Here is a 23541-nt window from a genome sequence, read left to right on the forward strand (position 1 = left end):
TCCAGCGTGTCGGTGGTCGAAGCTACCGGGCAGCTGGATCAGATTTTGGCGAGGATCTGCGCGGCTGACTCTCCATCGACTCCGGCACCCAACTATTCGCTGAGCCCCGTCCGATTGATCAGCGCGCGGGCGGGCCGAAGCCTACTTCGATGGCGTCAAGGGCCTGACCGACAACGTCACTCATGCGCTTGTCGACCACGGCCGGGCTCGCCCCCTCGAGAAGCCCTTCCTGGAGAAGATGATGGCGCAGAGCCAGTGCGCCGATCATCAGGGCCGCCCAGGGCATCGATCCAGTGGCACCGGCCAGCGGGACCAGCCACGACTGCAGGATCGAGGAGCGCCGGTTTCTGAGCGTCACCGACTCGGACTCGCACCGGGTCCAATCGCGCATGCCCTGCCACAAATCGGCGTCGACCCGAGCCCACGGGCATGGACCCGCGAGCAGAGGGCCCTCGAGGAGTAGCGGCCGAAGCGCCGCTGTCGCCGAGGCCGGTTCGGATCCCTGGATCGCGGCGGTGAGCGTCGCGAGGACGGCAGGCTCGGCGTCGAAGAACAGGTCTTCCTTCGCACCGAAGTAGTTGGTCACCGTCTTCACCGAAACGTCTGCCGCCGTGGCGATTTGAGCCAAGGTGACGCTCTCGAAACCGTCTCTCTCGAACAGCCGGGTCGCCGTGTCGGAGATGCGTTGCCGTGTCTGTGCCCGTTTGCGCTCCCGATGCGTCACTTCTACCATGATGGCAAATTTACCACGATGGCAAAATTAACGATGGGAGATGCCGCACTATGGAGCTCACCGAGGGTCGGTTCACCTCGACAGCGGTCGGCCGTGAAGTCGAATACCGGGTTCTGCTCCCCGCCGATCTCGAGGTGGGCGAAGATGTGCCACTCGTCCTGCACCTGCACGGCGCGATGTCGTCCTCGGCGTCGCTGGTTCTGGCCAGGCCGCTGTACGAGGAACTCGCCCGGCGCGGCCGGTTTCCTCGCGCTGTTATCGCTTGCCCGAGCACTCCCACCGCAGGAGGCTTCTATCTGAACTGGCCGGGTGGCGAGTCGTGGGAGACGTTGATCAGCAAGGAGTTTCCCGAGCATCTTGCCGCGAGCCATCACGGCCCGTTCACCGCAAATGCTCTCATCGGCGTGTCGATGGGCGGCTACGGCGCCCTGCTGGCGGCCTTCGCCGAGCCCGAACGCTTCGCTGCCGTCGCGGCGATATCGCCTGCGATCTTTCCCGGCGAGACACCACAGACGGTTGCCGAGGTGAACACGCCTTCCGTCCTGGGCGACCTGCACAGGTCGATGTCCTACGGCACCGGCGACGCCGGGACCTACGCCGAGAACTCCGTCTATGCCAGGGCGCGCCGCAACGCCGCCAGGATCCGCGGGGCCGCGCTCCCCGTGCTGGTGGACTGCGGTGCCGAAGACGAGTTCCGATTGCACGAGGGCGCGGGGTACCTGGGCGAGGTGCTCACCGAACTTCGCATCGGCCACGAGTTGCGCCTGGTCCAAGGTGCCGGCCACATCGGGCCCGAAGCCGAAGTCCGGACCCGGAACGCGATCGAGTTCGTCGGAGACGCACTCACACCGCGCGGCGCTGAGTCAGCGGCAAACCGCCGCAGTTGCCCTTGAACTTGCCAACTGGCGAGCGCGCTACGAGGCGGGCAGTATTGCGGCGGAGGGGGAAAGCATTGAGTGTGATCAGTAGGTGGAGTTGGTCGATCGCCGTATTCGTTGGCGCAGCACTGGTAAGCACACAAGCTGCACCGGCAAAGGCATATCCGTGGCCGACTTCGCCATTGGCGAGTCCGGTGTGGTTGTGCAAGCCGGGACTCGGCGACAACCCATGTAACCAGGACGCTGACGGAAACCCACAGGTTGGCGGACCGTTCACCGCACGTCTGCCGCAATCGAACCGTCTGGTGCCATTGGACACCACGGTGGTAGCGGCCGACGGGTCCACATCGGTAACGCCGGCGACCGTGCCGCGGTCACCGGAGGTCGACTGCTTCTACATCTATCCCACCGTGGATCAATTGCCGAATCCGCTGTTACAGACGGGCAATAGCCCACCGATGCCGACCGACGCCCAAACCGCCACCCTGCTGGTTCAGGCGGCACCGCTACTGAGCCGGTGCCGAATGTTCGCGCCCGTCTACCGACAGGTGCCATCGGTCGCGGCGATCGTTACGCCGCCGACCCTGGAGGGCGGCACCGTGGTGGGGCACCAGACCGGGATCGGTGACATCGAGCAAGCATGGGACGACTACTGGACTCACGACAACATCGACCCGGCGACCGGACAGCGGCGCGGTGTGCTGATCCTCGGCCATTCCCAGGGCGCCGGTATCGCAGCGGCGCTGATCCGCGCCCGGGTCGACACCGATCCCGATGTGCGGACCCATCTGATTGCCGCGATGATTCTCGGCGGGCACGTGACCCCGTCCAGCTTTCGCACAATCTCCGGATGCGCTCGAACCTCTGCCTCCGCACCGATACCGACTGGATGCGTGCTGGCATTCCACACCTTCCCAGCCGGTCAGAGCAGCCCCCTCGGTATCGGCGAGATCTGCACCAACCCGGCGGCGCTACTGGCCGGACGGCCCGAGGACACCGAACTCCCGCTGGACACCCAGTTCCAGGCGCGGGGTTTGGTTCGAAACGCCGCCGACTATCCGACCGGGTTCGTCCGCTACCCGACTCAAGTCACCGGCCACTGCGAGCAGGGCAAGCTGGTCGTCACCGGTGCACCGGAGATCCTGGGCACGAGCCAGCCCGAGATCGGCTTGCACGGAAAGGAATTCGGCATCGCGCAGGGCTCACTCATGATGTTCGCCGGTCAGCAAATCGATGCCTGGCTGGCGCACAACGCGTGAACGGTTCCCCCTGCCGGGGCCCCGCTTTCCGATGGTTTCGAGTGAGCGACGCTGCAGGTGGGCGGGTCTCGATCGAAATGTCCGGATTCGCAGCGGTTCACGCGGCATGATCGTGGTGGTCGTGCTCGGCGACGTCGAGGCCGTGGTGTTCGGCGCGGGGCGAGGTCACCGGGGCCGGCGTGTTGGCGTGTTTCCACAGCACGCCGACCCGGCCGCGGCCACCCGCCGCCGGTGATTGCAGACGACGGGTGGCAGTCTCAGGCGATCTTGCCGTCTTCTTGCCCAGCGGACACCCGGCGGTATGAACTGCCGGGTGCGCGGCCTTTCGGATCAGCCGATACCCGGGAAGCCGGGGATATCTGCGCTACCGGTCGACGGCTTGCCGCAGGTGGGGTTTTGGTCGACGTTGACAGTCTGGGTGAAGGTGGCATCACCAGTGGGTGATTCCTGCGCGTAGATCTTGTGCTGCCCCTTCGTGCCTGGCTTCCAGGTGGTGGTCGCCTTCCCGGAGTCGTCGACCGCCGGGGTATTCGGCTGGAAGGTGTCTCGGGTACCGAAGCCCTCGGCATCGGCATCGTAGAACGACACCGCGGTACCCGGCTGCGCGGTCGCGGTGATGGTGTACGAGCAGTCCGCGGCGTTCGGCACGATCTCGAGGTTGGTTACTGCGGCACCCGCCTGCGGCGCGCCGAGCACCACCGCGCAGGTTACGGCGCCGAGCGCCGCCAGCACGAGACCTGGCCGGTTTGTGACAGTCATAGTAAACGCTCTCTTCCGCAATGCTTTTCACGTCAAGGACAAATTGGGGTCGATCCAGGGGCGTCCGGTGCCGACCGGCTCGAACGCTCGCATGCGCGGACCTTGCGGCCAGCGCCTTCGCGTGTGAGATGAACCTCAGCGACAGACGGGGTTCGGGTGCGGCTCGGCGGCGCCCCAAGGGCCGCACATGATCAGCCGGAACAGACCTATTGTCGTGTCGAGGGCCGACGAGCCGGTGTCGCCGGGCTGGGCGACGGGGGCGACCGGAGCGGTCGGGACCTGCGGGGCCGCGATGGCCGGGGCGGCGCCCGCGAACATGATCGCGGCGGCTGCCGATGCGACAGCGAATCTTGTTGCACGACTGGTCATTTGATTTCCTCCAAGGGATAGGTTCCTGGGAAAATCGGCGAACAGAAGCGTTCGTTACTGACATTCGAACAATCTCGTCGATCTATAGCTGATCTTGAGGTTGCCGAAAAGTGTCCAACACAGAACAGGGACCCGAGGTGGTGAGACCGAGGGCCGGCCTCGGTCCAGCCTCGGGAGGTGCTGTATCCGCCCTTCGACCTACTTCGGGTCTAGCGCGGGTGGGTCACTTCCGGCGGCAGGGGCTGGCTCATCGTGAGCTTCGAGCCGTTCCAGGTGTAGGTGATCGTCGCCGGACCGCCCTGCGGTGCCGCGAACGGCTCGTCGCCGACCAGCCATTTGTACTGGACGGTGACCGCGTTTCCGCTGGCACCGACGACGCTGGTGAAGGCATAGGGATCCGACGTTGCGGTGCCCAGCCATTCGCCGTCGCCGAAAAAGAGCACGTGGACCGGGGCGGCCGCCGAGTTGCCGCCTACGGCCCGCACCCACAGCAGCTCGCCGCACTTACCCGGCTGGTCGGTCGAGGCCTGCGAGGCAACCCACCTGTCGCCCAGACGGCCGAGGGCGTTCTGCACACCGGTGGAGGCGGGATCAATGCAGCGTCCCGGTCCGCTGATGTCGTTGGCCGGTTGTGGTTTCGAGGTCACCGGCGGCGTGCCCGGTTCCGAAGGCATTCCGGGTGCCTCGGTGGCTTCAGGCGCTGCCGGGTCCCCACTGTCCGGTTGCTGGCCGCCCGCCGTCTCTTTCGGAGTCGTGGGTGCCGCGCTACTCGCCCGCGTGGTCGATGACGTTGTCGCCGAATCGTTTTCCGTACTGCAGCCCGCCACCGATGCCACGAAGACGGCTATCAGCGCACTCACTCGTACCGCGTCTTTCATGTCTCTCCGATCCGTATGCAACCGCGCTGATTCGCGTCTACTGCTGGGTCAATCGATGCCCGCGGGAAGTTTTGTTAGGCAACGTATGCAAATCGTGACCCTGGCTTGATGGGAGCCCCTCAGCGCTTGCGTCGATGCGGGTGCCGAAAATGACGGATTCCCGACACTGTCGGTGACTGAAGCAACCAGCTGCCGGCCGCCGGCAGTGCACGCTGATGCCCGACTGGGGCCAGCAGGTTCATCACTTGCCGGAGACGACACGATCACCTCGCAGTTGGAGGCTTCATGCCAGAGCACTCAGCCGTCGACAAGCTCACCTCGGGCGGGGAGCAGGACGCCCTGGGGCAGGGCTGTGATTCGCTGGAGACCAACAGCATCCGGCGTTTGATCGAGGTCGATGAAGACACCAAAAGGCTGTCGCCCGATCACCTTGCCCGTTACGGAGCTTCCGACTGGCAGCGGTTCACCATGGTCGACCAGGCACGGCGTGCTCGTTGCCCCCACCCGTCGTACTCAGGCCAGAAGTACTCATCCATCGCCCGATCATGACACTCCCCGAACTGCCGCTGTTGCGGCACGTATGGGAATGTGAGAACCCTCTGAGGCACATCCGCTAATGCCGAGTTGAGTACGTCGTTGTCGGCCTCGAGGTCACTCCTCGGGGCTATCGCAGTTGTCGTACGCGGATCGTAGGGTGTCGGCGTGGTCAACGCTTTCTACAATCTCGAATTTGCTCTGGACCTCACCGAAGTTCCGCCGAAGGCGCTCGACGAACTCCGGTGGCACCTCGGCTTGGAAAAACGCTCTCCCGCTGTCGTAACAGCCGACGTTGCAGGTGTACCAGTCCCTTTCGAGCACGGTCGCGGGTATTACCGCGACAGCGAGTGGTTGTTTGCCGAGATCACTCAGCCCGGAGAGCGAGGTTGGCGTATCGCGGGCAGGCAGGAGATCGACGCCGATGAGCTGGATTCGCTTGCCCGGTTCTTCGCCTGGCTGGCTCCCTGGATCGAGTCCTCTCAGTTCTACCCCGACGGGTCGATTACGGTCGCGCACTTCAAATTCTCTGACGAGCAGGTGTGGAAAGAGCTCGTCCTCGACAACGGCCGGTGGTTGTGGGATCGGCCATCGCGGCCATCGCAACCGAGACGAGCCAAGCCGGAGATCGGGTCGGGAGATCCTGATGCGGATGTGCGAGCCCTGCGGGAATCCTCGCTGAAGAAACAGGTGTGGTCGGCCTTGTCGAGCGAGTTCGAGGCGCTCGGGTTCACAGCCGGGCCTATTCCTGGTGAAGGCGAAGGGGGCTGGTTCACTCGGGACGTCGCCGGAGTGTCGACGCTGTCGGCGCGAGTGTTCGCCGGCATTCATCCCGGCCGATTCGGCGGCCTTTGTGTCTCCGGTGGGGCGGGAGTGATGTCTCCCGAAGCCAACGAGATCTTGCTACGGGTTCCGCTCGAATCTTTGTCACGCAGAGCCACACCCGAGTCGATTCGCAAGCAATCGCTGGATTCGACCGGGTTCAGCGACTTCAAGACGGCGCCGCAGCTGCGCAGTGAGGTAACGATTTTCGAGGCCGCCGATATCCCTGAGGCGGTCCGCTTGTTCCATGATCACGCCGTCGGACCGGTCAGCGAATGGTTTGCCCAGCACGATTCGCTCGACAAGTTGATCACCGTGGCCAAGACCCCGACCAGGTACGGGTTGGACAACATCAATCCGCGGCTGTTTCGAAACGTGGTCGCGCTGTGTGTGGCGAACGACCGCATGTCCGATGCCGCGGCGCTGATGAACTGGTACCGAGGCCGGGACAAGATCAACGCCTTGGACTCGTTCGAGCAGGCCGCTGCCTTCGATGCCGGTTTGGCCACGGCATTCCCCGCGTACTCCGCCGCGCGAGCGGGCGCGGACGCTACTGAACCCGTGGTGTAGCCAGACGCAAGCGACGAGGCTACCTCAATGAGTTCGCCAGGCTGGCTCTAGCAAACTCAAGTGCGCGCTCATGCCGCTTATCGCGCGGGTGGCCCCTCCTACGCCGACGCTCCACAACGCGCTGAGCCCCGTCCGATAGGACAGGGCTCAGAGTCTCAGCAGCGCACCGAAACAGCGCTGGCCAGCTACTTGTTCCTCGACAGCACGCCTACACGTTGAAGCGGAACTCGACGACATCGCCGTCGGTCATGACGTAGTCCTTACCCTCCATCCGCACCTTCCCCGCCGCCTTGGCGGCCGCCATGGAACCGGCGGCGACGAGGTCGTCGAAGGCGACGATTTCGGCTTTGATGAAGCCGCGTTCGAAGTCGGTGTGGATGACGCCGGCGGCTTTGGGGGCGGTGTCGCCCTGGTGGATGGTCCAGGCGCGGGCTTCTTTGGGGCCGGCGGTGAGGTAGGTCTGCAGGCCGAGGGTGTGGAAGCCGGCGCGGGCCAGGGCGTGCAGGCCGGGTTCGGTCTGGCCGATGGATTCCAGGAGTTCCAGGGCGGATTCGTCGTCGAGTTCGAGCAGTTCGGCTTCGACCTTGGCGTCGAGGAAGACGGCGTCGGCGGGGGCGACGGTGGCTTTGAGCTCGGCGACCTTGGCCTCGTCGGTGAGCACGGACTCGTCGGCGTTGAAGACGTAGAGGAACGGCTTGATGGTGAGCAGCGACAGTTCCTTGAGCAGGTCGGTGTCGACCTTGTTGCCGGCCGCGAACAACGTGGTGCCCGCGTTGAGGACCTCCTGGGCCGCCTTGGCGGCGTCGGCGATCGGCTTGCGGTCCTTCTTGATCTTTGCTTCCTTCTCGAAGCGCGGGACCGCCTTCTCCAGCGTCTGCAGGTCGGCGAGGATCAGCTCGGTCTCGATCACCTCGATATCGGAGGCCGGGTCCACCTTGCCGTCGACGTGGATCACGTCGTCGTCGGCGAACACGCGCACCACCTGGCAGATGGCGTCGGCCTCACGAATGTTGGCGAGGAACTTGTTGCCCAGGCCCGCGCCCTCGGAGGCGCCCTTGACGATGCCCGCGATGTCGACGAAGGACACCACGGCCGGGACGATCCGCTCCGAGCTGAAGATCTCGGCCAGCTTGTCCAGGCGCGGGTCCGGCAACGGCACCACCCCGACGTTCGGCTCGATGGTCGCGAACGGGTAGTTCGCGGCCAGCACGTCGTTCTTGGTCAACGCATTGAACAGCGTCGACTTTCCGACGTTGGGCAGGCCGACGATTCCGAGGGTGAGACTCACGAGTAGGAGAGTCTACGCGGTGCCGGATCAGGGAATGAGGACGACCTTGCCCAGGTTCGCGCGGGCCTCGATCAGGGCGTGCGCCTGCGCCGCCTCGGCGAGCGCGAACTCGGTGTGCACGGGCCGGACCTGACCGGAGGCGAAGTACTGCCAGAGCTCTTGGCGCCAGTGGTCGTAGAGCTCGGGCTGCTGCTGGGCGATGCGGCGGATCTGGAAACCGATCACCGACTTGGCGGCGGCCAGCAGGTCGAAGGCTTCGATGGTGCCGCCGCCGGAGCTGTAGGCGACGAGGCGGCCGCCGGGCGCCAGCGCGTCCAGGGCGGGTGTGAGCAGTTTGCCGCCGACCGCGTCGAGGGCGTAGTCGGCGGGGGCGCCCCAGGTGTCCTGGTCGTAGGTGACGACGTCGTCGGCGCCGAGTTCGCGCACGAACTCGGCCTTGGCGGGGTCGGAGACCGCGCCCACCACGCGGGCGGCCCCGCGCACTCGCGCGAGTTGCACGGCCAGGTGGCCGATACCGCTGGCGGCGGCGGTGATCAGCGCGGTTTCGCCGGCGACCGGGCGGGCGGCGTCGAGCGCGCCGAGAGCAACCAGACCGCTACGCACCAGGGCCACCGCGTCGACGGCGGAAGCGCCGTCCGGGATCGGAGAAGCCATGTCGGCGGCCAGGATCGCGTACTCGGCGTAGCCGTGGCCGAAACACAGGCCGACGACGCGGTAGCCGGGGGTGTAACCGGTCACGCCGTCACCGACCGCGACGATCTCACCTGCGATTTCCCCGCCGAGCGGGATCGGATCGGCGGATTCGCGCACCTTGCGGACGACGGGCAGCGTCACCCCGATCGCCTGCACCTTGACCAGGAGTTCGCCGGGCCCCGGCACCGGAACCTCCGCCGTCGACAGTTCGAGAACCTCGGGACCACCGCTGCGCTCGTACCCGACCCGTCGCATGACACCTCCTGAAAAACGTGAGAACGCGTAACGGTAACCGGGTAGCAACCGATATCTACCGCTCCTGCTGGTCCATGTGCGACATCTCACCGCCGCCCGCGCCCCGCTGTGCGCGGCCACCGCGGCACCAACCTGCGACGACGGCGTAGCGTGAGCGTCATGGAGCCGACCACGGAGGTGGTGACGGCCGCACCCGCGCCCGCCCTGGCGGGGTTCATCGATCACTACCTCGGCTATCGCATGACGGGCTATCGGCCGGGCCTGCACCGCGGGCTGCCCTCGCGCCATCTCACCTTCATCGTGGCCATCGGCCCCACTATCGATGTTGTCGCGCAGACGGACCCGCGCCAGCGGCCGGCGGATTACCGGTGCGTGCTCAGCGGGTTGCAGGCCACGCCCGCCGCCATCGCGCACGGCGGCGACCAGGAGGGCGTCGCGATCGCGCTGACCCCGCTCGGCTCCCGCACGCTGTTCGGGGTTCCGGCGGGCGAACTGTGGAATGTCAGCCTGGAATTCGCCGATCTGGCCGGCCCGGTCGGCGACGAACTGTGGGAGCGGTTGCAGGGTCCGGCCTCCTGGCCGCAGCGCTTCGCCGCCTGTGATCAGGTGCTGACCAGGCTCGCCTGCCCGGACCGCCTGGTCGTCCCCGAGTTGGCGTGGGCGTGGCGCGCCGTGGTGGACAGCGGCGGCACCACCGGTATCGGCGCGCTGTCGACCGAAATCGGCTGGAGCCGACAGCATTTGGCGCGCAAGTTCGGCGCGGAATTCGGTTTGAGTCCCAAGCTGGCCGCGCGCGTCACCCGGTTCGAGCGCGCCCGGCGCATGCTGGAGCGCACGCCGTCGTTCGTCACCATCGCCCAGGTCGCCGCCACCTGCGGCTACTACGACCAGGCGCACCTGAATCGCGACTTCGCCGAACTGGCCGGATGCAGCCCGACCACGTGGCTCTCCGAGGAGATTCCATCCGTCCAAGACGATCGAGGGGCTCCGGGCCGAACCTAGGTCCATGACGAATCCCACGAAAACCGGAACCACCTACCTCTGGCCCTGCCTGACCTTTGCCGACGCCCGCGGCACCGTCGCCTTCCTCGTCGAGACCTTCGGCTTCCAGGAGACCTCCCACTACGCCCGGGAGAACGACCCGTCGATCGTCGAGCACGGGGAACTGCGGTGGCCGCTGGGCGGCGGCATCATGTACAGCTCGATCGGCCGCGACGACTCCCCGTTCTGCAACCGCCCGGCCGGCATCGACAACGTCTATGTCGTCTGCGACAACCCCGACGAACTGTTCGACCGCGCGACCGCCGCGAACGCGGAGATCGTGCGCGGGCTGCGCGACGAGAGCTACGGCTCGCGCGGCTTCACCATCCGCGACCCCGAGGGCAACCTCTGGAGCTTCGGCACCTACCGCGGGGAGTAAGCCTCAGCGCCCGCCCATTCCCGACATGGCGATCCCCCGGACGAAGGCTCGCTGCGCGATCGCGTAGACCACGAGCAACGGCAGCAGAATGATCACGGCGGCGGCCATGAGGATCGGCCACTGCGTGTGATACTGGCCTTGCAGGCGCACCAAACCCAAAGTGGCGGTGGCGATCTCGTTGCGCTGGATCATGATGAGCGGCCACAGGAAGTCGTTCCAGACGGTGATCCAGGTGAGCACGGCCAGCACCATGAGGGCGGGGCGGGTGTGCGGCAGCAGCACCCGCCAGTAGACCTGCCAGGTGCTGCAGCCGTCGAGGATCGCCGCCTCCTCCAATTCCATCGGCAGGGTGCGGAAGAACTGCCGCATGAGGTAGGTGCCGAAGGCGCTGCCGAACAGTCCGGGCACGATCATGGCCCAGGGGGTGTCGACCCAGCCCAGCGCGCGCATGAGCAGGAACTGCGGAATCACCGTCACCGTCAACGGAACCATCAGCGTGGCCAGATAGGCGACGAACAGCACCTCGCGACCGCGAAAACGCAAGCGCGCGAACGCGTATCCGGCCAGCGAGCAGAAGAACACCTGCCCCGCGGTGACACAGACCGCGTAGACCATGGTGTTGGCCAGCATCCGCCCGAGTGGCATCAGGTCGAACACCTCGCCGTAGTTGGACCACCGCGGGCGCTCGGGCAGCAGTGCGGCCTCGGTGATCTCGCCGTCGCGCTTCAGCGAGCCGGACACCGCCCACAGGATCGGCAGCAGGGCGCACCACGCGATGCCGATCAGCGCCAGGTAGGCCAGCGCACCGGAAAGCATGCGGCGCGCGATCCGGTTCCGGGCCTTCACAATTCCACCTCCGAGCGCCGGGCGAAGCGCAGTTGCAGCAGGGTCAGCACCAGCAGGATCGCGAAGATCACCCACGCCAGCGCCGAGGCGTAGCCCACCTCGTAGAACCCGAAAGCGTGCTGGAACAACATGATTCCGAGCAGGTAGGTGCCGGTCTCCGGACCGCCGCCGCTGCCGGTCAGCGCGTAGGCCTGATCGAAGGCCTGCACCGAGTTGATCACCGTGATGACGAAGACGAACGAGAGCGGACCGCGGATCAGCGGCACCGTCACCGACCGGAACCGGCGCAGCGCACCGGCCCCGTCGATCTTCGCCGCCTCGTACAGCGTTTCCGGAACGCCCTGCAAGGCCGCGAGCAGAATGACCGTCGCGAACGGCACGCTCTTCCACACGGTCACGATGCTCAGCGAGACCAGCGCCCAGTTCGGGTCGGTCAGCCACGGCACGGGGCCCAGGCCGATCCCGCCGAGCAGCAGGTTCAGCAGGCCATCGTCGGTGGTGAACAGGAACCGCCACACCACCGCCATCGCCACCGTGGAGGCGACCAGCGGCAGGAACGCGATCGTCCGGAAGATCCCGATGCCGCGCAGTGTCCGGTTCAACGCCGCCGCGACGCCGAGCCCGATCGCCACCGTCGGCACCAGGGTGAGCACGGTGAAGAGCGCGGTGTTCCGCAGCGCGATGAGAAACAGCGGGTCCGACCCGAACAGCCGCCGGTAGTTGGCGATGCCCACGAAGCGCGGCGCGCTGAACAGATCCCACGAGTGGAAACTCAAGTACAGCGAGAACGCCAGCGGGAACACCAGGAACACCAGCACCGCGGCGAGATTCGGCGCGATGAAGCCCCACCCGGCCCGTTCCCGCCGCCGGGCCAGCGCGCCGGGCAGCGGGGAGCGTCGCGGCGTCCGGGTCTCCGGCGACTGCTCGTTCAAGGGTGGGTTCATCGGTTTTCCAGGAGGGCGTCGATGTCGGAGGTATAGGGACCGGCGAGTGAGTCCGCAGTGGCGGCGCCCCGGAGGACGCGGTTGCCGCCGCGCTCCAGCAGGGCCGACACCTTGCCCCAGGCCGGTGTCACGGGCAGCGGCCGGGAGGCGGCCGGTCCACCGGTCATCACCTCGAGATTGGCGATCGCCCGGTGCGCGGCGGCGAAGCCGGGAGCGGCCATCGCGGACCGCAGCACCGGAACGAACAGCCCCGACGCGGCCACGATCGCCTGCCCCACCGGCCCCGTCGCGAATTTCACGAATTCCCAGGCCTGCTCGACGCGCGGGCTGCCCGCCGCGATCGACAAGCCGGTGCAGCCGACGTCGGTGATCGCCCCGGGCCCGCCGTGCGGGCCGTGCGGCAGCACCGTGAGATCGATGTCGAGATCGTCCTGCCCCGCGAACTCCGAATACAGCCAGTGCCCGCCCATCGCCAGCGCCGCGCGACCGCGCCGGAACAGGTCGGGCGCGGACACCGACTGCTGATCGGCGACCCGCGGGGCCACCCGGTGCCGCACGGCGAGGTCCGCGTAGAACTGGAATCCGGCGGCGAACCGGGGATCGGCGAGGTTGGTCCGGGTCGGGTTCACCGGCGGGGTGAACCATTCCGTGCCGTTGTTCATCCCGAAGCAGGCCGCGGAGAAGTAGGGCACCCACGCGTCGGCGAAACCCCACTGGCCGGTCCGGTCACCCGTGCGGTGGGTGAGTTCCCGGGTGGCGGCCAGGAACTCGTCGAAGCTCCACGCCTCGGTCCAGCGGGCGGGCGGGGTGATCCCGGCCGCGGCGCACATCCGCCGGTTGTAGTAGAGGAACACGCCAGACCACTGCTCGGGCAGCGCGTACTGGCCGCCGCCGTAGGTGAAGGTGTCGTAGAGCGTCGGATAGCTGTCGCGCCGCAGTTCGTCGGCGTACGCGGGGTCGCGGTCCAGCAGCGTCCGCAGGTCCAGCAGGACGCCGCGCTCGGCGAGTCCGGCGTACAGCAACTCCCAGGCCATCATCACGTCCGGGCATTTGCCGCCCGCGCAGTAGGTGAGCATCTGCTGCAGCGGATCCGGGCCGGACATGATGGTGCGCACCTTGATGCCGGGATGCCGCTTGCGGAACTCCTCGATGATCCGCATCCGGACCCGGGCCTCCTCCGGGCGCGCCTGGAAGAAGAAGGTGAGCGCATCGTCGTCGGCGCCGCACCCGCCGGCCGCCAGCGGTGCGGCCAGCGCGGCCCCGAGCAGGGTCCGGCGGCGGACGGCGGTCACGCGCCGCGGGGTGTCGTCATGAGCTACCGTCCTCGAGCCTCGAGCGAAGTGGGGACTGTCACGAACTGCGCTGCAGCATACTTACGGCAAAATCGGACACGACCGCCGGTCGCGGCCCGGCGACCGTTCGTCGCGCCGAACCGACCGTTCACCCGATCGGAATGTTCAGACTTGCCTAAGGCTCCCCGAAGGATGTGGCGGAACGTGAGGTGGCGTGGCAGCATACGCACGGCTATAACGCAGGTGACGGCCGACACACTGAACAGAACTTAACCTCGAGCAACACCAGGCCGAAATCCACTCGGCGCGGATCCTCGATCAGTTACGTTTTTTCTGGTTTCTGCTGGATCCTGCGCTTTTTCAGGAGATGAGGGCTCGATGGCGACAATCGAATATCTGCGGACAGACCCAGATCTACCTCCGGTAGGTGTGGTCGACAAGACCCCGATCACGGCCAAGAAGAAAGCGATCTTCGCCGCGATCGCGATCCTCGGCGCCATCGCCTGGGCGGTCATCGCCATCGCGCGCGGCGAATCGGTCAACTCGGTGTGGATCGTCGTGGCGGCGGTGTGTACCTACATCACCGCGTACCGCTTCTACGCGAAGTTCATCGAGTGGAAGATCGCCAAGCCCCGCGACGACCTGGCTACCCCTGCCGAGATCCTGGAAAACGGCAAGGACTACATGCCGATGGACCGGCGGGTCCTCTACGGCCACCACTTCGCCGCCATCGCCGGCGCCGGCCCGCTGGTCGGCCCCGTGCTCGCCGCGCAGATGGGTTACCTGCCGGGCACCATCTGGATCGTGGTCGGCGTGGTCTTCGCCGGCGCGGTGCAGGACTACCTGGTGCTGTGGGCCTCCACCAAGCGGCGCGGCCGCAGCCTCGGGCAGATGGCCCGCGACGAACTCGGCGCGATCGGCGGCGTGGCCGCCATCATCGGCATTCTCGTCATCATGATGATCCTGCTGGCGGTGCTCGCGCTGGTCGTGGTCAACGCGCTGGCCGAGAGCCCGTGGGGTGTCTTCTCCATCGGCATGACCATTCCGATCGCCCTGTTCATGGGCGTGTACCTGCGATTCCTGCGCCCCGGCGCGGTCGGTGAGGTCTCCGCCATCGGCATCGTCCTGCTGCTGCTGGCCATCGTCTCCGGCGGCTGGGTCTCCGAAACCGCCTGGGGCGAGGACTGGTTCACCCTGTCCAAGGTCACCATCGCCTGGCTGCTGATCGCCTACGGCTTCTTCGCCTCGGTGCTGCCGGTGTGGCTGCTGCTGGCCCCGCGCGACTACCTGTCGACCTTCATGAAGATCGGCACCATCGGCCTGCTCGCCATCGGCATCCTGATCACCATGCCGGTGCTGAAGGCGCCCGCCGTGTCGGACTTCGCCTTCGACAAGACCGGCCCGGCCTTCGCCGGCAGCCTGTTCCCGTTCCTGTTCATCACCATCGCCTGTGGTGCGCTGTCCGGGTTCCACGCGCTGGTGTCCTCGGGTACCACCCCGAAGCTGCTGGCCAAGGAATCGCATGCCCGGATGATCGGCTACGGCGGCATGCTGATGGAGTCCTTCGTCGCGGTCATGGCCATCATCACCGCCACGATCATCGACCAGCACCTGTACTTCGGCATGAACGCGGCCGCCGGGCTCACCGGCGGCACCCCGGAAAAGGCGGCGGCGTACACGAATTCGCTCGGCCTGTCCGGTCCGCCCGCCACCCCGGAGACATTCAGCCAGGCGGCCTCGGATCTCGGTGAGAAGTCGATCATCTCGCGGACCGGCGGCGCGCCGACCCTCGCGGTCGGCATCTCGGAGGTGTTCTCCAAGTTCCTCGGCGGCGCGGGCATGAAGTCGTTCTGGTACCACTTCGCGATCATGTTCGAGGCGCTGTTCATCCTCACCACCATCGACGCCGGCACCCGTGTCGCGCGCTTCATGGTCTCGGACGCGCTGGGCAACTTCAGCGGCCCGCTGCGCAAGTTCAAGGATCCGTCGTGGCGGGTCGGCGCCTGGGTGTGCTCGCTGATCGTGGTCGCGGCCTGGGGTTCGATCCTGCTGATGGGCGTCAACGATCCGCTCGGCGGCATCAACGCGCTCTACCCGCTGTTCGGCATCGCCAACCAGCTGCTCGCCGCGATCGCGCTGACCGTGGTGATGACGATCATCGTGAAGAAGGGCTACGCGAAGTACGCCTGGATTCCGGGCATTCCGCTGGTCTGGGATCTGCTCGTCACGATGACCGCGTCCTGGCAGAAGATCTTCTCCGCCGATCCGAAGGTGGGCTACTGGAAGCAGCACAGTATCTGCGAACAGGCCCAGGCCGCCGGGAAGCTGTGCTTGACGGCGAAGACGCCCGCCGAGGTCGACATCGTCGTGCGCAACACCTTCATCCAGGGCACGCTGTCGATCGTGTTCGCCGCCATGGTGCTGATCGTGGCCGTCGTCGGCGCGCTGGTCTGCTACAAGGCCTGGCGCAAGGGCGGTTCGGAGACCACCGAGACGCCCGAGGAGCCCTCGCGCATCTTCGAGCCGAGCGGGTTCTTCCCGACTCCGGCGGAGAAGGAAGTGCAGAAGGAGTGGGACGAGCTGGTGGCGGCGGGCAAGGTGCCCGCACGCGGCGGGCACGGCTCCGAATCCGATGTGAGTCTCGCCAAGTGACGAATCCCGTTGCACCGCAGGGCGGCCGGTCCACGCGACCGGCCGCCCTGCGGCGTCTGCTCGACGCGCCGCGCGACCTGCTGCGGTGGTACAACGCGATCATCGGCGGGCAGGACTACCAGCGGTACGTGGCGCATCTGCGGCGCGAGCATCCCGGGTGCGAGATCCCGAGCGAGCGGCAGTACTGGCGCGATCGGTACGACGAAGCCGAGCGCAAGCCGCAGAATCGCTGCTGCTGAACACGAAACGGCCCGGCCACCCGCGAAGGGTGGCCGGGCCGTCACGTAGGGGTCAGGACTCCGCGGAAAGACTGGCCGATCCCGCGCTCAGCGCCTCCAGGAGCAGCAGGAAAGGCGTGCACGGAACGGGGTTGCCACCGGGCCAGTTGCTGCACCACTTCGTCGCGACCGGCGCGGCGACCGCGGGGGCGGCTTGCGCGGCAGCCATCGGGGTCAGCAGTAGCGCGCCGGCGAGGGTGGCGGCGGCGAAGGATCGTTTCATCCGAATTCCTTTTGCTCGAGCACTATTCCGCCCTCGAGAATCCCTCGGAGCAGCGCGGACCACATTATGCGTCAGCATTGCCGCGCCGTAGCCCCGCATTCTCCTGCCCCCGATTCCGGGGGCGGACTGGGCGCGCACACCAGCGTCGCGCCCACGATTTGTGCGACTACACAGCCTCGGGGGCGATGTCCTTTTTCCGCTAGCACGCCGCCCGCATAGCTGACATTGTGGAATGCGTGACGATCATGGCGTTGGATTTCGAACGGTGTTATCGGGCGGTCTCGACGCGAGACTCCCGATTCGACGGGCAGTTCTTCACCGCGGTGCGGACCACCGGCATCTATTGCCGGCCCTCCTGCCCGGCGATCACACCGAAGCCGACGAACGTCAGCTTCCTGCCCACCGCGGCGGCGGCGCAGCAGGCCGGATACCGGGCCTGCCGCCGGTGCCTGCCGGACGCCGCGCCCGGGTCACCGCTGTGGAACACCCGCGCCGACCTGGCCGCGCGGGCGATGCGGCTGATCGGGGACGGTGTCATCGAGCGGGGCGGCGTGCCCGCGCTCGCGGCCACGCTCGGCTACTCGCAGCGGCAGCTCACGCGGGTACTCACCACCGAACTGGGCGCGGGCCCCCTGGCGCTGGCCCGGGCGCACCGCGCGCACACCGCGCGGCTGCTGATCCAGACCACCGAGATGCCGATGTCCGACATCGCGTTCGCGGCCGGTTTCGCCAGCATCCGCCAGTTCAACGACACGGTGCGCGAGGTGTTCGCGGTCAGCCCGACCGTGATGCGGACCGAGGCGCGACAGCGAGCCCGGCGTGATCCGGTCCCCACCACGAACGGGGCCCTGACGCTGCGGTTGCCGTTCCGGGAGCCGCTGGACCGCGCCTGGCTGGAATGGTTCCTCTCGGCGCACGTGACACCGGGCATGGAGCTGTGGGAGGACCGGGCCTACACCCGGGCCCTGCGCACCCCGCACGGGCACGCCGCCGCCCGCCTGAGCTTCCAGAGCGATCACGTGCGGGCCGAACTCGCGCTCACCGACATGCGCGACCTCGCGCCGACGGTGGCCCGGCTGCGGCACCTGCTGGATCTCGACGCCGACCCGGTGGGCATCGACGAGGTGCTCGGCGCCCGGCCGACCGAGACCACCCCGCCCGACCTCGCCGCCGACGGCCTGCCCGACGCCGGCGCCGCCCGCGCCCAGGAAACCGAGCCGCCGCCGCTCCAGCCCGTGCGCCCCCGGTTCACCCCGGGCATCCGCGTGCCCGGCTGCCTGGACGGCCCGGAACTGTTGCTGCGCACCATGATCGGGCAGCAGATCTCGGTCTCGGCGGCCGCCACGCACACCGCGCGCCTGGTGCACGCGCTCGGCACCCCGATCGACGGACTGCTGCCCCGGCTGTTCCCCACCCCCGAGGCGATCGCCGAGCACGGCGCCGAGGTGCTGACCGGGCCCGCCAAGCGGATCCGCTCCATCGTCGGCGCGGCGACCGCGCTGGCCAGCGGCGACCTGCAACTACACCAGGGCCGCACCGCCGCCGAGCTACGCCGCGACCTGCTGGCCCTCGACGGCGTCGGCCCGTGGACCGCCGACTACGTGACCATGCGCCTGCTGGCCGACCCCGACATCCTGCTCGGCACCGACCTGGTGGTCCGGCAGGGCGCGACCCTGCTCGGCCTCGACCTGACCGACACCGCCGGGTACGCCCCCTGGCGCTCCTATCTCTCCATGCACCTGTGGAAGGCGGCGCTGACCGATCGCGCCGCCGCCGCTGCCCGGAAAACCCCCGGCCCCAAGAAGAACGGACGAAACTCATGAGCACTGCCGACTTCACCGTCCTGGACACCCCCATCGGCCCCTTCACCGCCATCACCGCCGCCGACGGCGCCGTGCTGGCCTCCGGCTGGACCGCCGATGCCGAGAACCTGCGCCAGCTGATCCACACCGCGCTGCGGCCCACCGCACTGCGGCAACGGGATTCGCTCGGCCCGGTGAGCGAGGCCGTGATCGCCTACCACGCCGGTGAACTCACCGCGATCGATGCGATTCCGGTCCGCCAGCAGTCCGGGGAGTTCCTCAGCCACGCCTGGGACGTACTGCGCAAGATCCCGGCCGGAGAACCCGTCACCTACACCGAGTACGCGGCGCTGTCCGGCCGGCCCGCGGCCACCCGCGCCGCCGCCAACGCCTGCGCCCGCAACGCCGCCGCCCTGTTCGTGCCCTGCCATCGGGTGCTGCGCATCGGCGGGGCGCTGGGCGGGTTCCGCTGGGGGCTCGACGCCAAGCGGTGGTTGCTCGACCACGAAGCGTGAATCGGGCCGGCACGCCTCAGGCGACGATGGTGTGCAGGTGGGAGCCGGTAGGGGTGCGGCGGACGTGCAGGCGGCTGGGGATGCGCTGGCGCATCTCGTCGACGTGGCTGACGACGCCGACCACACGGCCGTTGGAACGGAGTTCGTCCAGGACGCCCATGACGGCGTCGAGGGTGTCGGCGTCCAAACCGCCGAACCCCTCATCGATGAACAAGGTGTCCAGGACGATGCCGCCGGATTCGGCGGCCACGGTGTCGGCCAGGCCGAGGGCCAGCGACAGGGAGGCCATGAAGGTCTCGCCGCCGGAGAGGGTCTTCGCCGGGCGGATGGCGCCGGTGTAGTCGTCGCGGATGTCGAGGCCGAGCCCGCCGCGGCGGCCACGCGGGCCGGCCTTGTCGGTGTGGACGAATTCGTAACGGCCGCTGGACATCCGGCGCAGGCGCACCGAACCGGCGAGGGCGACCTCCTCCAGGCGGGCGGCAAGCACATAGGAGCGCAACGACATCCGGCGGTTGTTCGCACCGCGCCCCGCGACGACTTCGGCCAGCCCGGCCAGCTCCTCATGGGACCGCTGCAGCGGAGCGATGCGATCGACTTCGGTCCACAGCTGCCCGCCGAGTTCCTCGAGCAACTTCACCCGGCGGCTCGCGTCGGCGTGCGCGGCAACCGCGGTGTTCAGCTGCTCCTGTGCCTGCCGCACCGCGCGTTCCAACTCGGCCAGATCGCCGGGTTCGGCAGCGGCGGCGGCGCGCACCTCGGGTTCGGCCAGGACCGTCTCCGCGTGCGCTCGCGCCCGGTCGGCCGCCACCAACTCCGCTTCGATCTCGCTCTGCCGCTGCGCGGTTCGCGAGGCGGCGGTGACGACCTTGGCGTAGGCGGTGAGCAGAGCCACGTCGTCCCGAGGTACACCGTTGCGCGACAACCGTTCTCGCGACGCCGAAGCGCGCGCCTCCGCATCTCGGTGTTCGCCTGTCGCCGTTCGGTCGCGCGCGGTGGCCGCCACCGCTGCACCACCTGGAGTGGTGTCCCCCGCCTCGACGCTGCCGGGTTCGACACTCGCTCCCCCGGACGCATCGATGACGAAACCGGCTGCCGTGGCGAGGCTTTCGACGCGGTCCGCGACCGCGGTGACGGCGTCGCGGGAAGCGGCGGCTCGAGCGCGGGCATCACGGTAGGTGGTGGCGAGGGCGACCAGGGTGTCCAGGCGGGCGCGGCGGCGGTCGATGGTTTCGTCGGACCCCGCCGCGGCGCGCAGCCGGCCGGTCAGTTCGACCAACCGCTCCGCGATGCCGCTGATCTGGGTGGTGATGGTCCCGCGGCGCGTATCGGCGGCGCGGAGGTCGTCGTGCAAGCGGGATTCGTCGGTGCGCAGCCGGGTCAGTTCGGCGGTGAGACCGGCGGTTAGCGTGGCGGTTTCGGCGGCGTCCTGGTATCGGTCGGTGGCGCTGCGCAGGGCCGTGGCGAGTTCGACGCGGTCGGTGTCGCCGCCCCGGGCGATCAGGCCCTCGATCTCGCGTTCCAGTTCGGTGCTGCGGGCCAGGACGCGGTCGCGATTGTCCTCGGCGGTGCGGGCGGCGGCTTCGGCCGCCAGCTCCGCCTCCTTGGACACCGCGTCCGAGGTCGGGCGCGCGGGGGCCGGGTGCTCGGCCGAGCCGCACACGGTGCAGGGTGCGCCGTCGGTCAGCTGACCGGCCAGTTCCGCGGCCATGCCCGCGAGGCGGCGCTCGCGCAGTTCGAGCACGCGCTCCTTGGCGTCATTGTGTGCGCCACGCGCGGATTCGAACTCCACGCGCGCGGCGTCGAGGGCCTGCCGATGCTTGGCCAGCTCGATCGCCGCACCGGCGGCGGTCTGCAATCGCTCGCACTCCGCGGTCAGCGCGGGCAGCAGCGCCGTGGCTTCGGTGGCCTCGCGCAAACGGGCTTCCACACCGCTGATCGATGCCGGGAGTTGCTCCCGCAACCGCACCAGCTTGTCGATCCGCCCTGCCGCAGTGGTGTCTTCCGCGCGCAGCCTGCGCACCTCACCGCTGAGCTTGTCCGCCGTCGCCGCGTCCGCCCCGACCTCCTCGAGCGCCCCGAGCTGAGTGCTCCACCGCCGGACGGCCGCATCGATGTCGGCGTCGAAGCGGATCGTCGGCGACCCGGTCCGATCGGCCGCACCGGTATCCGATTGCGTGGCCTGGTCGTCGACCGGCGCACCGGCGGCCTGGTCCGTGAGCAATTCCCGGCCGCCGACTTCGGCCGCCGCGGGCTCGAGCAGCGCCGCGACGAGATGCGCGGCAGCGTCCCGCATGTCGCTCTCGCTCCGGCGGCTCGCCATGACCGCCGACCGCGCCTCGTCGATCGCGTCGGCGACGGGCTGCGCCCGCCGTGCCGCCTCCAGCTCGGCCTGCAAGGCCGCACGATGGTCGGCGCCCGCGGTGTAGCCGGACAATTGTGCTCGCGCGGCGGACATGCGGCGGCGCAGTTCGTGCAGTCTGCGCTGTTCCTCGGCCAGCTTGCCCAGCTGTGCCGATTCCTGTTGGCAGCGGGCGGTTTCCGCGGTCGCGGCGGTGAGGTCGGCGCGGGCGGTGGCGAGCAGGTCCTGAGACCAGGCGACCGATTCCACGGTGCCCACGGACTCGGTGACGCTCAACCCGGCCGCGCCGCGGATCTGGGCGATCAGCCGCTCGATGCCCTGGCGGCGCTGTTCCAGATCGGCGGCCGAGGACCGGCGCTTGTCGGCGAGCCACTGCTCGGCGGTGCCGAAACGCTCGGTGTCGAAGAGCTTTTCGAGCAGCTTCTCGCGATCCTCGTTGTCCGCGCGCAGGAACCGCGCGAAATCGCCCTGGGGCAGCAGCACGACCTGGAAGAACTGGTCGGCGCTCATGCCGAGCAGCCGGACGATCTCCTCCCCGATATCGGGGATGCGCGACAGGTTCTCGCCGCGCCCGTCCAGCCACGCCAGCGTCGCCTTGGCCTGCTCGGTACGCATGCCGGTGCCGCGCAGCTTGGGCCGCTCGAACTCGGGAACCCTGGTCAGCCGCAGGCGCCGGCCGCCGAGCGTCGCCTCCAGCACCACCTGTGGCGGCGTCTGCTCCGGCGCGTGATCGGAGTGCAGCCGCTTGCTCTCGCCGCGCGCGCCGGGCACCCGCCCGTAGAGCGCGAACGCGATCGCGTCCAGCACGGTCGTCTTGCCCGCGCCGGTCTGCCCGTGCAGCAGGAACAATCCGTCGGCTCCGAGCGCGTCGAAATCCACCACGGTGGTCTCGGCGAAGGGGCCGAACGCTGTCATCTCCAGCCGATGCAGCCTCATGCAGACAGTTCCCCGAGCAGCGTCGGCCCGGCGGCGGGGCGCTCGGGTTCGGCGACCGCCGCGGCGAGCGCGCGCTCGAGCCACGTCATCTCACCGTCGGTGGGCACACCGCGGACATCGGAGAGGAAGCTGTGCGCTACTTCGGTGTCGCGGCGTCCGTGCACGCGCTCACGGTAGCGCAGTTCCGGATTCCCCTCCGGGCGTGACCATTCCACGTGCACGGCATGGGGAAAGCGCTCGCGCAGTTTGCGCAGCGGGTCGACGGGGCGGGCGTGATCGGTCAGCGTGGCCGAGACGTAGTGCTCGACCGCGTCGGAATACGCCGCGCCGGTGCACAATTCGTCCAGCGTGCCGGTGAGCCGGCTGAGCCCGCGCACCACCGGCAGCTCCCGGCGTTCGACCGCGTGCAGGCCCGCGGCGTCGAGCTCGACGATCCAGACCGCCTTGCGGTGAGAGTTCTCGGCGAACGAATACGGCAGCGGCGAGCCGGAGTACCGCACCGACTCCGCGAGGGTCTGCGGCGAGTGCAGGTGACCGAGCGCCACGTAGTCGATGCCGTCGAAGGCCGACATCGGCACCGTCTCCACGCCGCCGACGGAGATCGAGCGTTCCGATCCGGTGGCCTCGCCGCCGACCACGAAGGCGTGCGCGAGCACCACGGTGCGGGTGACGCCCCGGGCGGCGATGTCGGCCCGGATCCGGCCCATCGCGGCCGCGAGGATCTCGGCGTGCGAACGCGCCTGCGGCACGCCGAGTTCGGCGCGGGTGATCTCGGGCTCCAGATAGGGGATGCCGTAGAAGGCGACCTCGCCGTGCGCGTCGGACAGCAGTACCGGCTGGTCGGCCGCGGCGACCGTGGTGCGCAGGTGCAGCCCGCCCGCGGCGGCGAAGCTGGCGCCCGCGCCCAGCCGGGCGGGGGAATCGTGGTTGCCGGAGGTGGCGACGATCTGCGCGCCGGCGGCCCGGATGGCCTCGAAACCGCGGATGCAGACGGCGATGGCGTCGGCGCTGGGGATGGAGCGGTCGTAGACGTCGCCGGGCAGGACCACGACGTCCACCGACTCCGCGGCCACCAGCTCGGCGATGGCCCGCAGCGAACGCTCTTGATCGGCAAGCAGATCGACCCCGTGGAAGGTACGCCCGATGTGCCAGTCCGAGGTGTGCAGCATCCGCATGGCGAAAAACGTAGGCGCACCCACCGACACAATTCAATTGCCGCGACCGTCGTGTCGGATT

At 68.5% G+C, this 23541-nt stretch carries 23 protein-coding genes; 11 read left to right on the plus strand and 12 right to left on the minus strand.

Annotated features, from left to right (window positions below):
* Window positions 1-118: 118 nt before the first annotated feature.
* Window positions 119-733 (minus strand): TetR/AcrR family transcriptional regulator, encoded by a 615-nt coding sequence (locus AB0I43_RS39235; protein ID WP_357433892.1) that lies wholly within the window; start codon window positions 731-733, stop codon window positions 119-121.
* Window positions 734-783: 50 nt separating this feature from the next.
* On the opposite strand from AB0I43_RS39235, the gene AB0I43_RS39240 reads away from it, so the two are divergent.
* From AB0I43_RS39240 to AB0I43_RS39250, 3 genes are all read left to right on the plus strand, one after another.
* Window positions 784-1626, plus strand: coding sequence for an alpha/beta hydrolase-fold protein (locus AB0I43_RS39240; protein WP_357433894.1), 843 nt, complete (start codon window positions 784-786; stop codon window positions 1624-1626).
* A gap of 296 nt (window positions 1627-1922) precedes the next feature.
* The gene (locus AB0I43_RS39245) at window positions 1923-2870 is read left to right on the plus strand and encodes a DUF3089 domain-containing protein (RefSeq protein WP_357433896.1); all 948 of its coding nucleotides are present in this window, start codon (window positions 1923-1925) and stop codon (window positions 2868-2870) included.
* A 106-nt stretch (window positions 2871-2976) separates the two neighbouring features.
* Entirely contained in the window at window positions 2977-3105 is a 129-nt protein-coding gene (locus AB0I43_RS39250) for a hypothetical protein (RefSeq protein WP_356980489.1), read from the plus strand.
* 95 nt (window positions 3106-3200) lie between these two features.
* Here the strand turns inward: AB0I43_RS39250 and AB0I43_RS39255 are convergent, their stop codons facing one another.
* The 3 genes from AB0I43_RS39255 to AB0I43_RS39265 all read right to left on the minus strand — a co-directional run bounded on the left by AB0I43_RS39255 (window position 3201) and on the right by AB0I43_RS39265 (window position 4876).
* Window positions 3201-3602 carry a hypothetical protein gene (locus AB0I43_RS39255; RefSeq protein WP_356980491.1) on the minus strand — a complete coding sequence of 134 codons (402 nt, stop codon included), beginning with the start codon at window positions 3600-3602 and terminating at the stop codon, window positions 3201-3203.
* Window positions 3603-3764: 162 nt separating this feature from the next.
* Entirely contained in the window at window positions 3765-3998 is a 234-nt protein-coding gene (locus tag AB0I43_RS39260; RefSeq protein ID WP_356980493.1) for a hypothetical protein, read from the minus strand.
* A 209-nt stretch (window positions 3999-4207) separates the two neighbouring features.
* Window positions 4208-4876 (minus strand): LppP/LprE family lipoprotein, encoded by a 669-nt coding sequence (locus AB0I43_RS39265; RefSeq protein ID WP_356980494.1) that lies wholly within the window; start codon window positions 4874-4876, stop codon window positions 4208-4210.
* 285 nt (window positions 4877-5161) lie between these two features.
* On the opposite strand from AB0I43_RS39265, the gene AB0I43_RS39270 reads away from it, so the two are divergent.
* Both AB0I43_RS39270 and AB0I43_RS39275 read left to right on the plus strand, forming a co-directional pair.
* Window positions 5162-5425, plus strand: coding sequence for a hypothetical protein (locus AB0I43_RS39270; RefSeq protein ID WP_356980495.1), 264 nt, complete (start codon window positions 5162-5164; stop codon window positions 5423-5425).
* A gap of 153 nt (window positions 5426-5578) precedes the next feature.
* Entirely contained in the window at window positions 5579-6802 is a 1224-nt protein-coding gene (locus tag AB0I43_RS39275) for a hypothetical protein (protein WP_356980497.1), read from the plus strand.
* A 208-nt stretch (window positions 6803-7010) separates the two neighbouring features.
* On the opposite strand, the gene ychF is transcribed toward AB0I43_RS39275, so the two are convergent.
* Together ychF and AB0I43_RS39285 are read right to left on the minus strand one after the other, a co-directional pair.
* Window positions 7011-8090, minus strand: coding sequence for a redox-regulated ATPase YchF (gene ychF / locus AB0I43_RS39280; RefSeq protein ID WP_356980499.1), 1080 nt, complete (start codon window positions 8088-8090; stop codon window positions 7011-7013).
* Between the two features lie 27 nt (window positions 8091-8117).
* Window positions 8118-9038, minus strand: coding sequence for a zinc-binding dehydrogenase (locus tag AB0I43_RS39285; protein WP_356980500.1), 921 nt, complete (start codon window positions 9036-9038; stop codon window positions 8118-8120).
* Window positions 9039-9197: 159 nt separating this feature from the next.
* Between AB0I43_RS39285 and AB0I43_RS39290 the strand changes: the two genes are divergently transcribed.
* The gene (locus AB0I43_RS39290; protein WP_356980501.1) at window positions 9198-10040 is read left to right on the plus strand and encodes a helix-turn-helix domain-containing protein; all 843 of its coding nucleotides are present in this window, start codon (window positions 9198-9200) and stop codon (window positions 10038-10040) included.
* A 4-nt stretch (window positions 10041-10044) separates the two neighbouring features.
* Window positions 10045-10458, plus strand: coding sequence for a VOC family protein (locus tag AB0I43_RS39295; protein WP_356980503.1), 414 nt, complete (start codon window positions 10045-10047; stop codon window positions 10456-10458).
* Between the two features lie 3 nt (window positions 10459-10461).
* Here AB0I43_RS39295 and AB0I43_RS39300 read toward each other — a convergent pair whose 3' ends face one another.
* From AB0I43_RS39300 to AB0I43_RS39310, 3 genes are read right to left on the minus strand one after another with little or no spacing between them, the layout of a single operon-like run.
* Window positions 10462-11274: a carbohydrate ABC transporter permease gene (locus AB0I43_RS39300; RefSeq protein WP_356980549.1), complete on the minus strand. Its 813-nt coding sequence runs from the start codon at window positions 11272-11274 to the stop codon at window positions 10462-10464.
* Between the two features lie 26 nt (window positions 11275-11300).
* Window positions 11301-12248 (minus strand): sugar ABC transporter permease, encoded by a 948-nt coding sequence (locus AB0I43_RS39305; RefSeq protein WP_356980505.1) that lies wholly within the window; start codon window positions 12246-12248, stop codon window positions 11301-11303.
* Entirely contained in the window at window positions 12245-13540 is a 1296-nt protein-coding gene (locus tag AB0I43_RS39310) for a sugar ABC transporter substrate-binding protein (protein WP_356980507.1), read from the minus strand. Before AB0I43_RS39310 ends, AB0I43_RS39305 begins: the two co-directional genes overlap by 4 nt.
* Window positions 13541-13918: 378 nt before the next feature.
* On the opposite strand from AB0I43_RS39310, the gene AB0I43_RS39315 reads away from it, so the two are divergent.
* Together AB0I43_RS39315 and AB0I43_RS39320 are read left to right on the plus strand one after the other, a co-directional pair.
* A complete protein-coding gene (locus tag AB0I43_RS39315) occupies window positions 13919-16192 on the plus strand; it encodes a carbon starvation CstA family protein (protein ID WP_356980509.1) in 2274 nt (757 codons plus the stop codon).
* 47 nt (window positions 16193-16239) lie between these two features.
* Window positions 16240-16431, plus strand: coding sequence for a YbdD/YjiX family protein (locus AB0I43_RS39320; RefSeq protein ID WP_356980550.1), 192 nt, complete (start codon window positions 16240-16242; stop codon window positions 16429-16431).
* 52 nt (window positions 16432-16483) lie between these two features.
* On the opposite strand, the gene AB0I43_RS39325 is transcribed toward AB0I43_RS39320, so the two are convergent.
* Window positions 16484-16693 carry a hypothetical protein gene (locus AB0I43_RS39325; RefSeq protein WP_356980511.1) on the minus strand — a complete coding sequence of 70 codons (210 nt, stop codon included), beginning with the start codon at window positions 16691-16693 and terminating at the stop codon, window positions 16484-16486.
* 245 nt (window positions 16694-16938) lie between these two features.
* Between AB0I43_RS39325 and AB0I43_RS39330 the strand changes: the two genes are divergently transcribed.
* Both AB0I43_RS39330 and AB0I43_RS39335 read left to right on the plus strand, forming a co-directional pair.
* A complete protein-coding gene (locus tag AB0I43_RS39330; protein WP_356980551.1) occupies window positions 16939-18516 on the plus strand; it encodes an Ada metal-binding domain-containing protein in 1578 nt (525 codons plus the stop codon).
* A complete protein-coding gene (locus AB0I43_RS39335) occupies window positions 18513-19010 on the plus strand; it encodes a methylated-DNA--[protein]-cysteine S-methyltransferase (RefSeq protein WP_356980513.1) in 498 nt (165 codons plus the stop codon). Before AB0I43_RS39330 ends, AB0I43_RS39335 begins: the two co-directional genes overlap by 4 nt.
* Window positions 19011-19026: 16 nt before the next feature.
* Here the strand turns inward: AB0I43_RS39335 and AB0I43_RS39340 are convergent, their stop codons facing one another.
* On the minus strand, window positions 19027-22305 hold the full coding sequence (locus AB0I43_RS39340) for an SMC family ATPase (protein ID WP_357433898.1): 3279 nt from the start codon (window positions 22303-22305) through the stop codon (window positions 19027-19029).
* Entirely contained in the window at window positions 22302-23480 is a 1179-nt protein-coding gene (locus tag AB0I43_RS39345) for an exonuclease SbcCD subunit D (protein WP_357433900.1), read from the minus strand. The genes AB0I43_RS39340 and AB0I43_RS39345 overlap by 4 nt, the downstream gene beginning before the upstream one ends.
* Window positions 23481-23541 lie beyond the last annotated feature (61 nt).

Source organism: Nocardia sp. NPDC050435 (assembly GCF_040655395.1).
Lineage (GTDB): Bacteria > Actinomycetota > Actinomycetes > Mycobacteriales > Mycobacteriaceae > Nocardia.

Bases quoted from the DNA above. Each gene is read 5' to 3' on its own strand.
- AB0I43_RS39235 (WP_357433892.1), bottom strand. From the start codon at position 733: ATGGTAGAAGTGACGCATCGGGAGCGCAAACGGGCACAGACACGGCAA.
- AB0I43_RS39240 (WP_357433894.1), top strand. From the start codon at position 784: ATGGAGCTCACCGAGGGTCGGTTCACCTCGACAGCGGTCGGCCGTGAA.
- AB0I43_RS39250 (WP_356980489.1), top strand. From the start codon at position 2,977: ATGATCGTGGTGGTCGTGCTCGGCGACGTCGAGGCCGTGGTGTTCGGC.
- AB0I43_RS39260 (WP_356980493.1), bottom strand. From the start codon at position 3,998: ATGACCAGTCGTGCAACAAGATTCGCTGTCGCATCGGCAGCCGCCGCG.
- AB0I43_RS39265 (WP_356980494.1), bottom strand. From the start codon at position 4,876: ATGAAAGACGCGGTACGAGTGAGTGCGCTGATAGCCGTCTTCGTGGCA.
- AB0I43_RS39270 (WP_356980495.1), top strand. From the start codon at position 5,162: ATGCCAGAGCACTCAGCCGTCGACAAGCTCACCTCGGGCGGGGAGCAG.
- AB0I43_RS39285 (WP_356980500.1), bottom strand. From the start codon at position 9,038: ATGCGACGGGTCGGGTACGAGCGCAGCGGTGGTCCCGAGGTTCTCGAA.
- AB0I43_RS39290 (WP_356980501.1), top strand. From the start codon at position 9,198: ATGGAGCCGACCACGGAGGTGGTGACGGCCGCACCCGCGCCCGCCCTG.
- AB0I43_RS39295 (WP_356980503.1), top strand. From the start codon at position 10,045: ATGACGAATCCCACGAAAACCGGAACCACCTACCTCTGGCCCTGCCTG.
- AB0I43_RS39300 (WP_356980549.1), bottom strand. From the start codon at position 11,274: ATGCTTTCCGGTGCGCTGGCCTACCTGGCGCTGATCGGCATCGCGTGG.
- AB0I43_RS39305 (WP_356980505.1), bottom strand. From the start codon at position 12,248: ATGAACCCACCCTTGAACGAGCAGTCGCCGGAGACCCGGACGCCGCGA.
- AB0I43_RS39315 (WP_356980509.1), top strand. From the start codon at position 13,919: ATGGCGACAATCGAATATCTGCGGACAGACCCAGATCTACCTCCGGTA.
- AB0I43_RS39325 (WP_356980511.1), bottom strand. From the start codon at position 16,693: ATGAAACGATCCTTCGCCGCCGCCACCCTCGCCGGCGCGCTACTGCTG.
- AB0I43_RS39330 (WP_356980551.1), top strand. From the start codon at position 16,939: ATGGCGTTGGATTTCGAACGGTGTTATCGGGCGGTCTCGACGCGAGAC.
- AB0I43_RS39335 (WP_356980513.1), top strand. From the start codon at position 18,513: ATGAGCACTGCCGACTTCACCGTCCTGGACACCCCCATCGGCCCCTTC.
- AB0I43_RS39340 (WP_357433898.1), bottom strand. From the start codon at position 22,305: ATGAGGCTGCATCGGCTGGAGATGACAGCGTTCGGCCCCTTCGCCGAG.
- AB0I43_RS39345 (WP_357433900.1), bottom strand. From the start codon at position 23,480: ATGCGGATGCTGCACACCTCGGACTGGCACATCGGGCGTACCTTCCAC.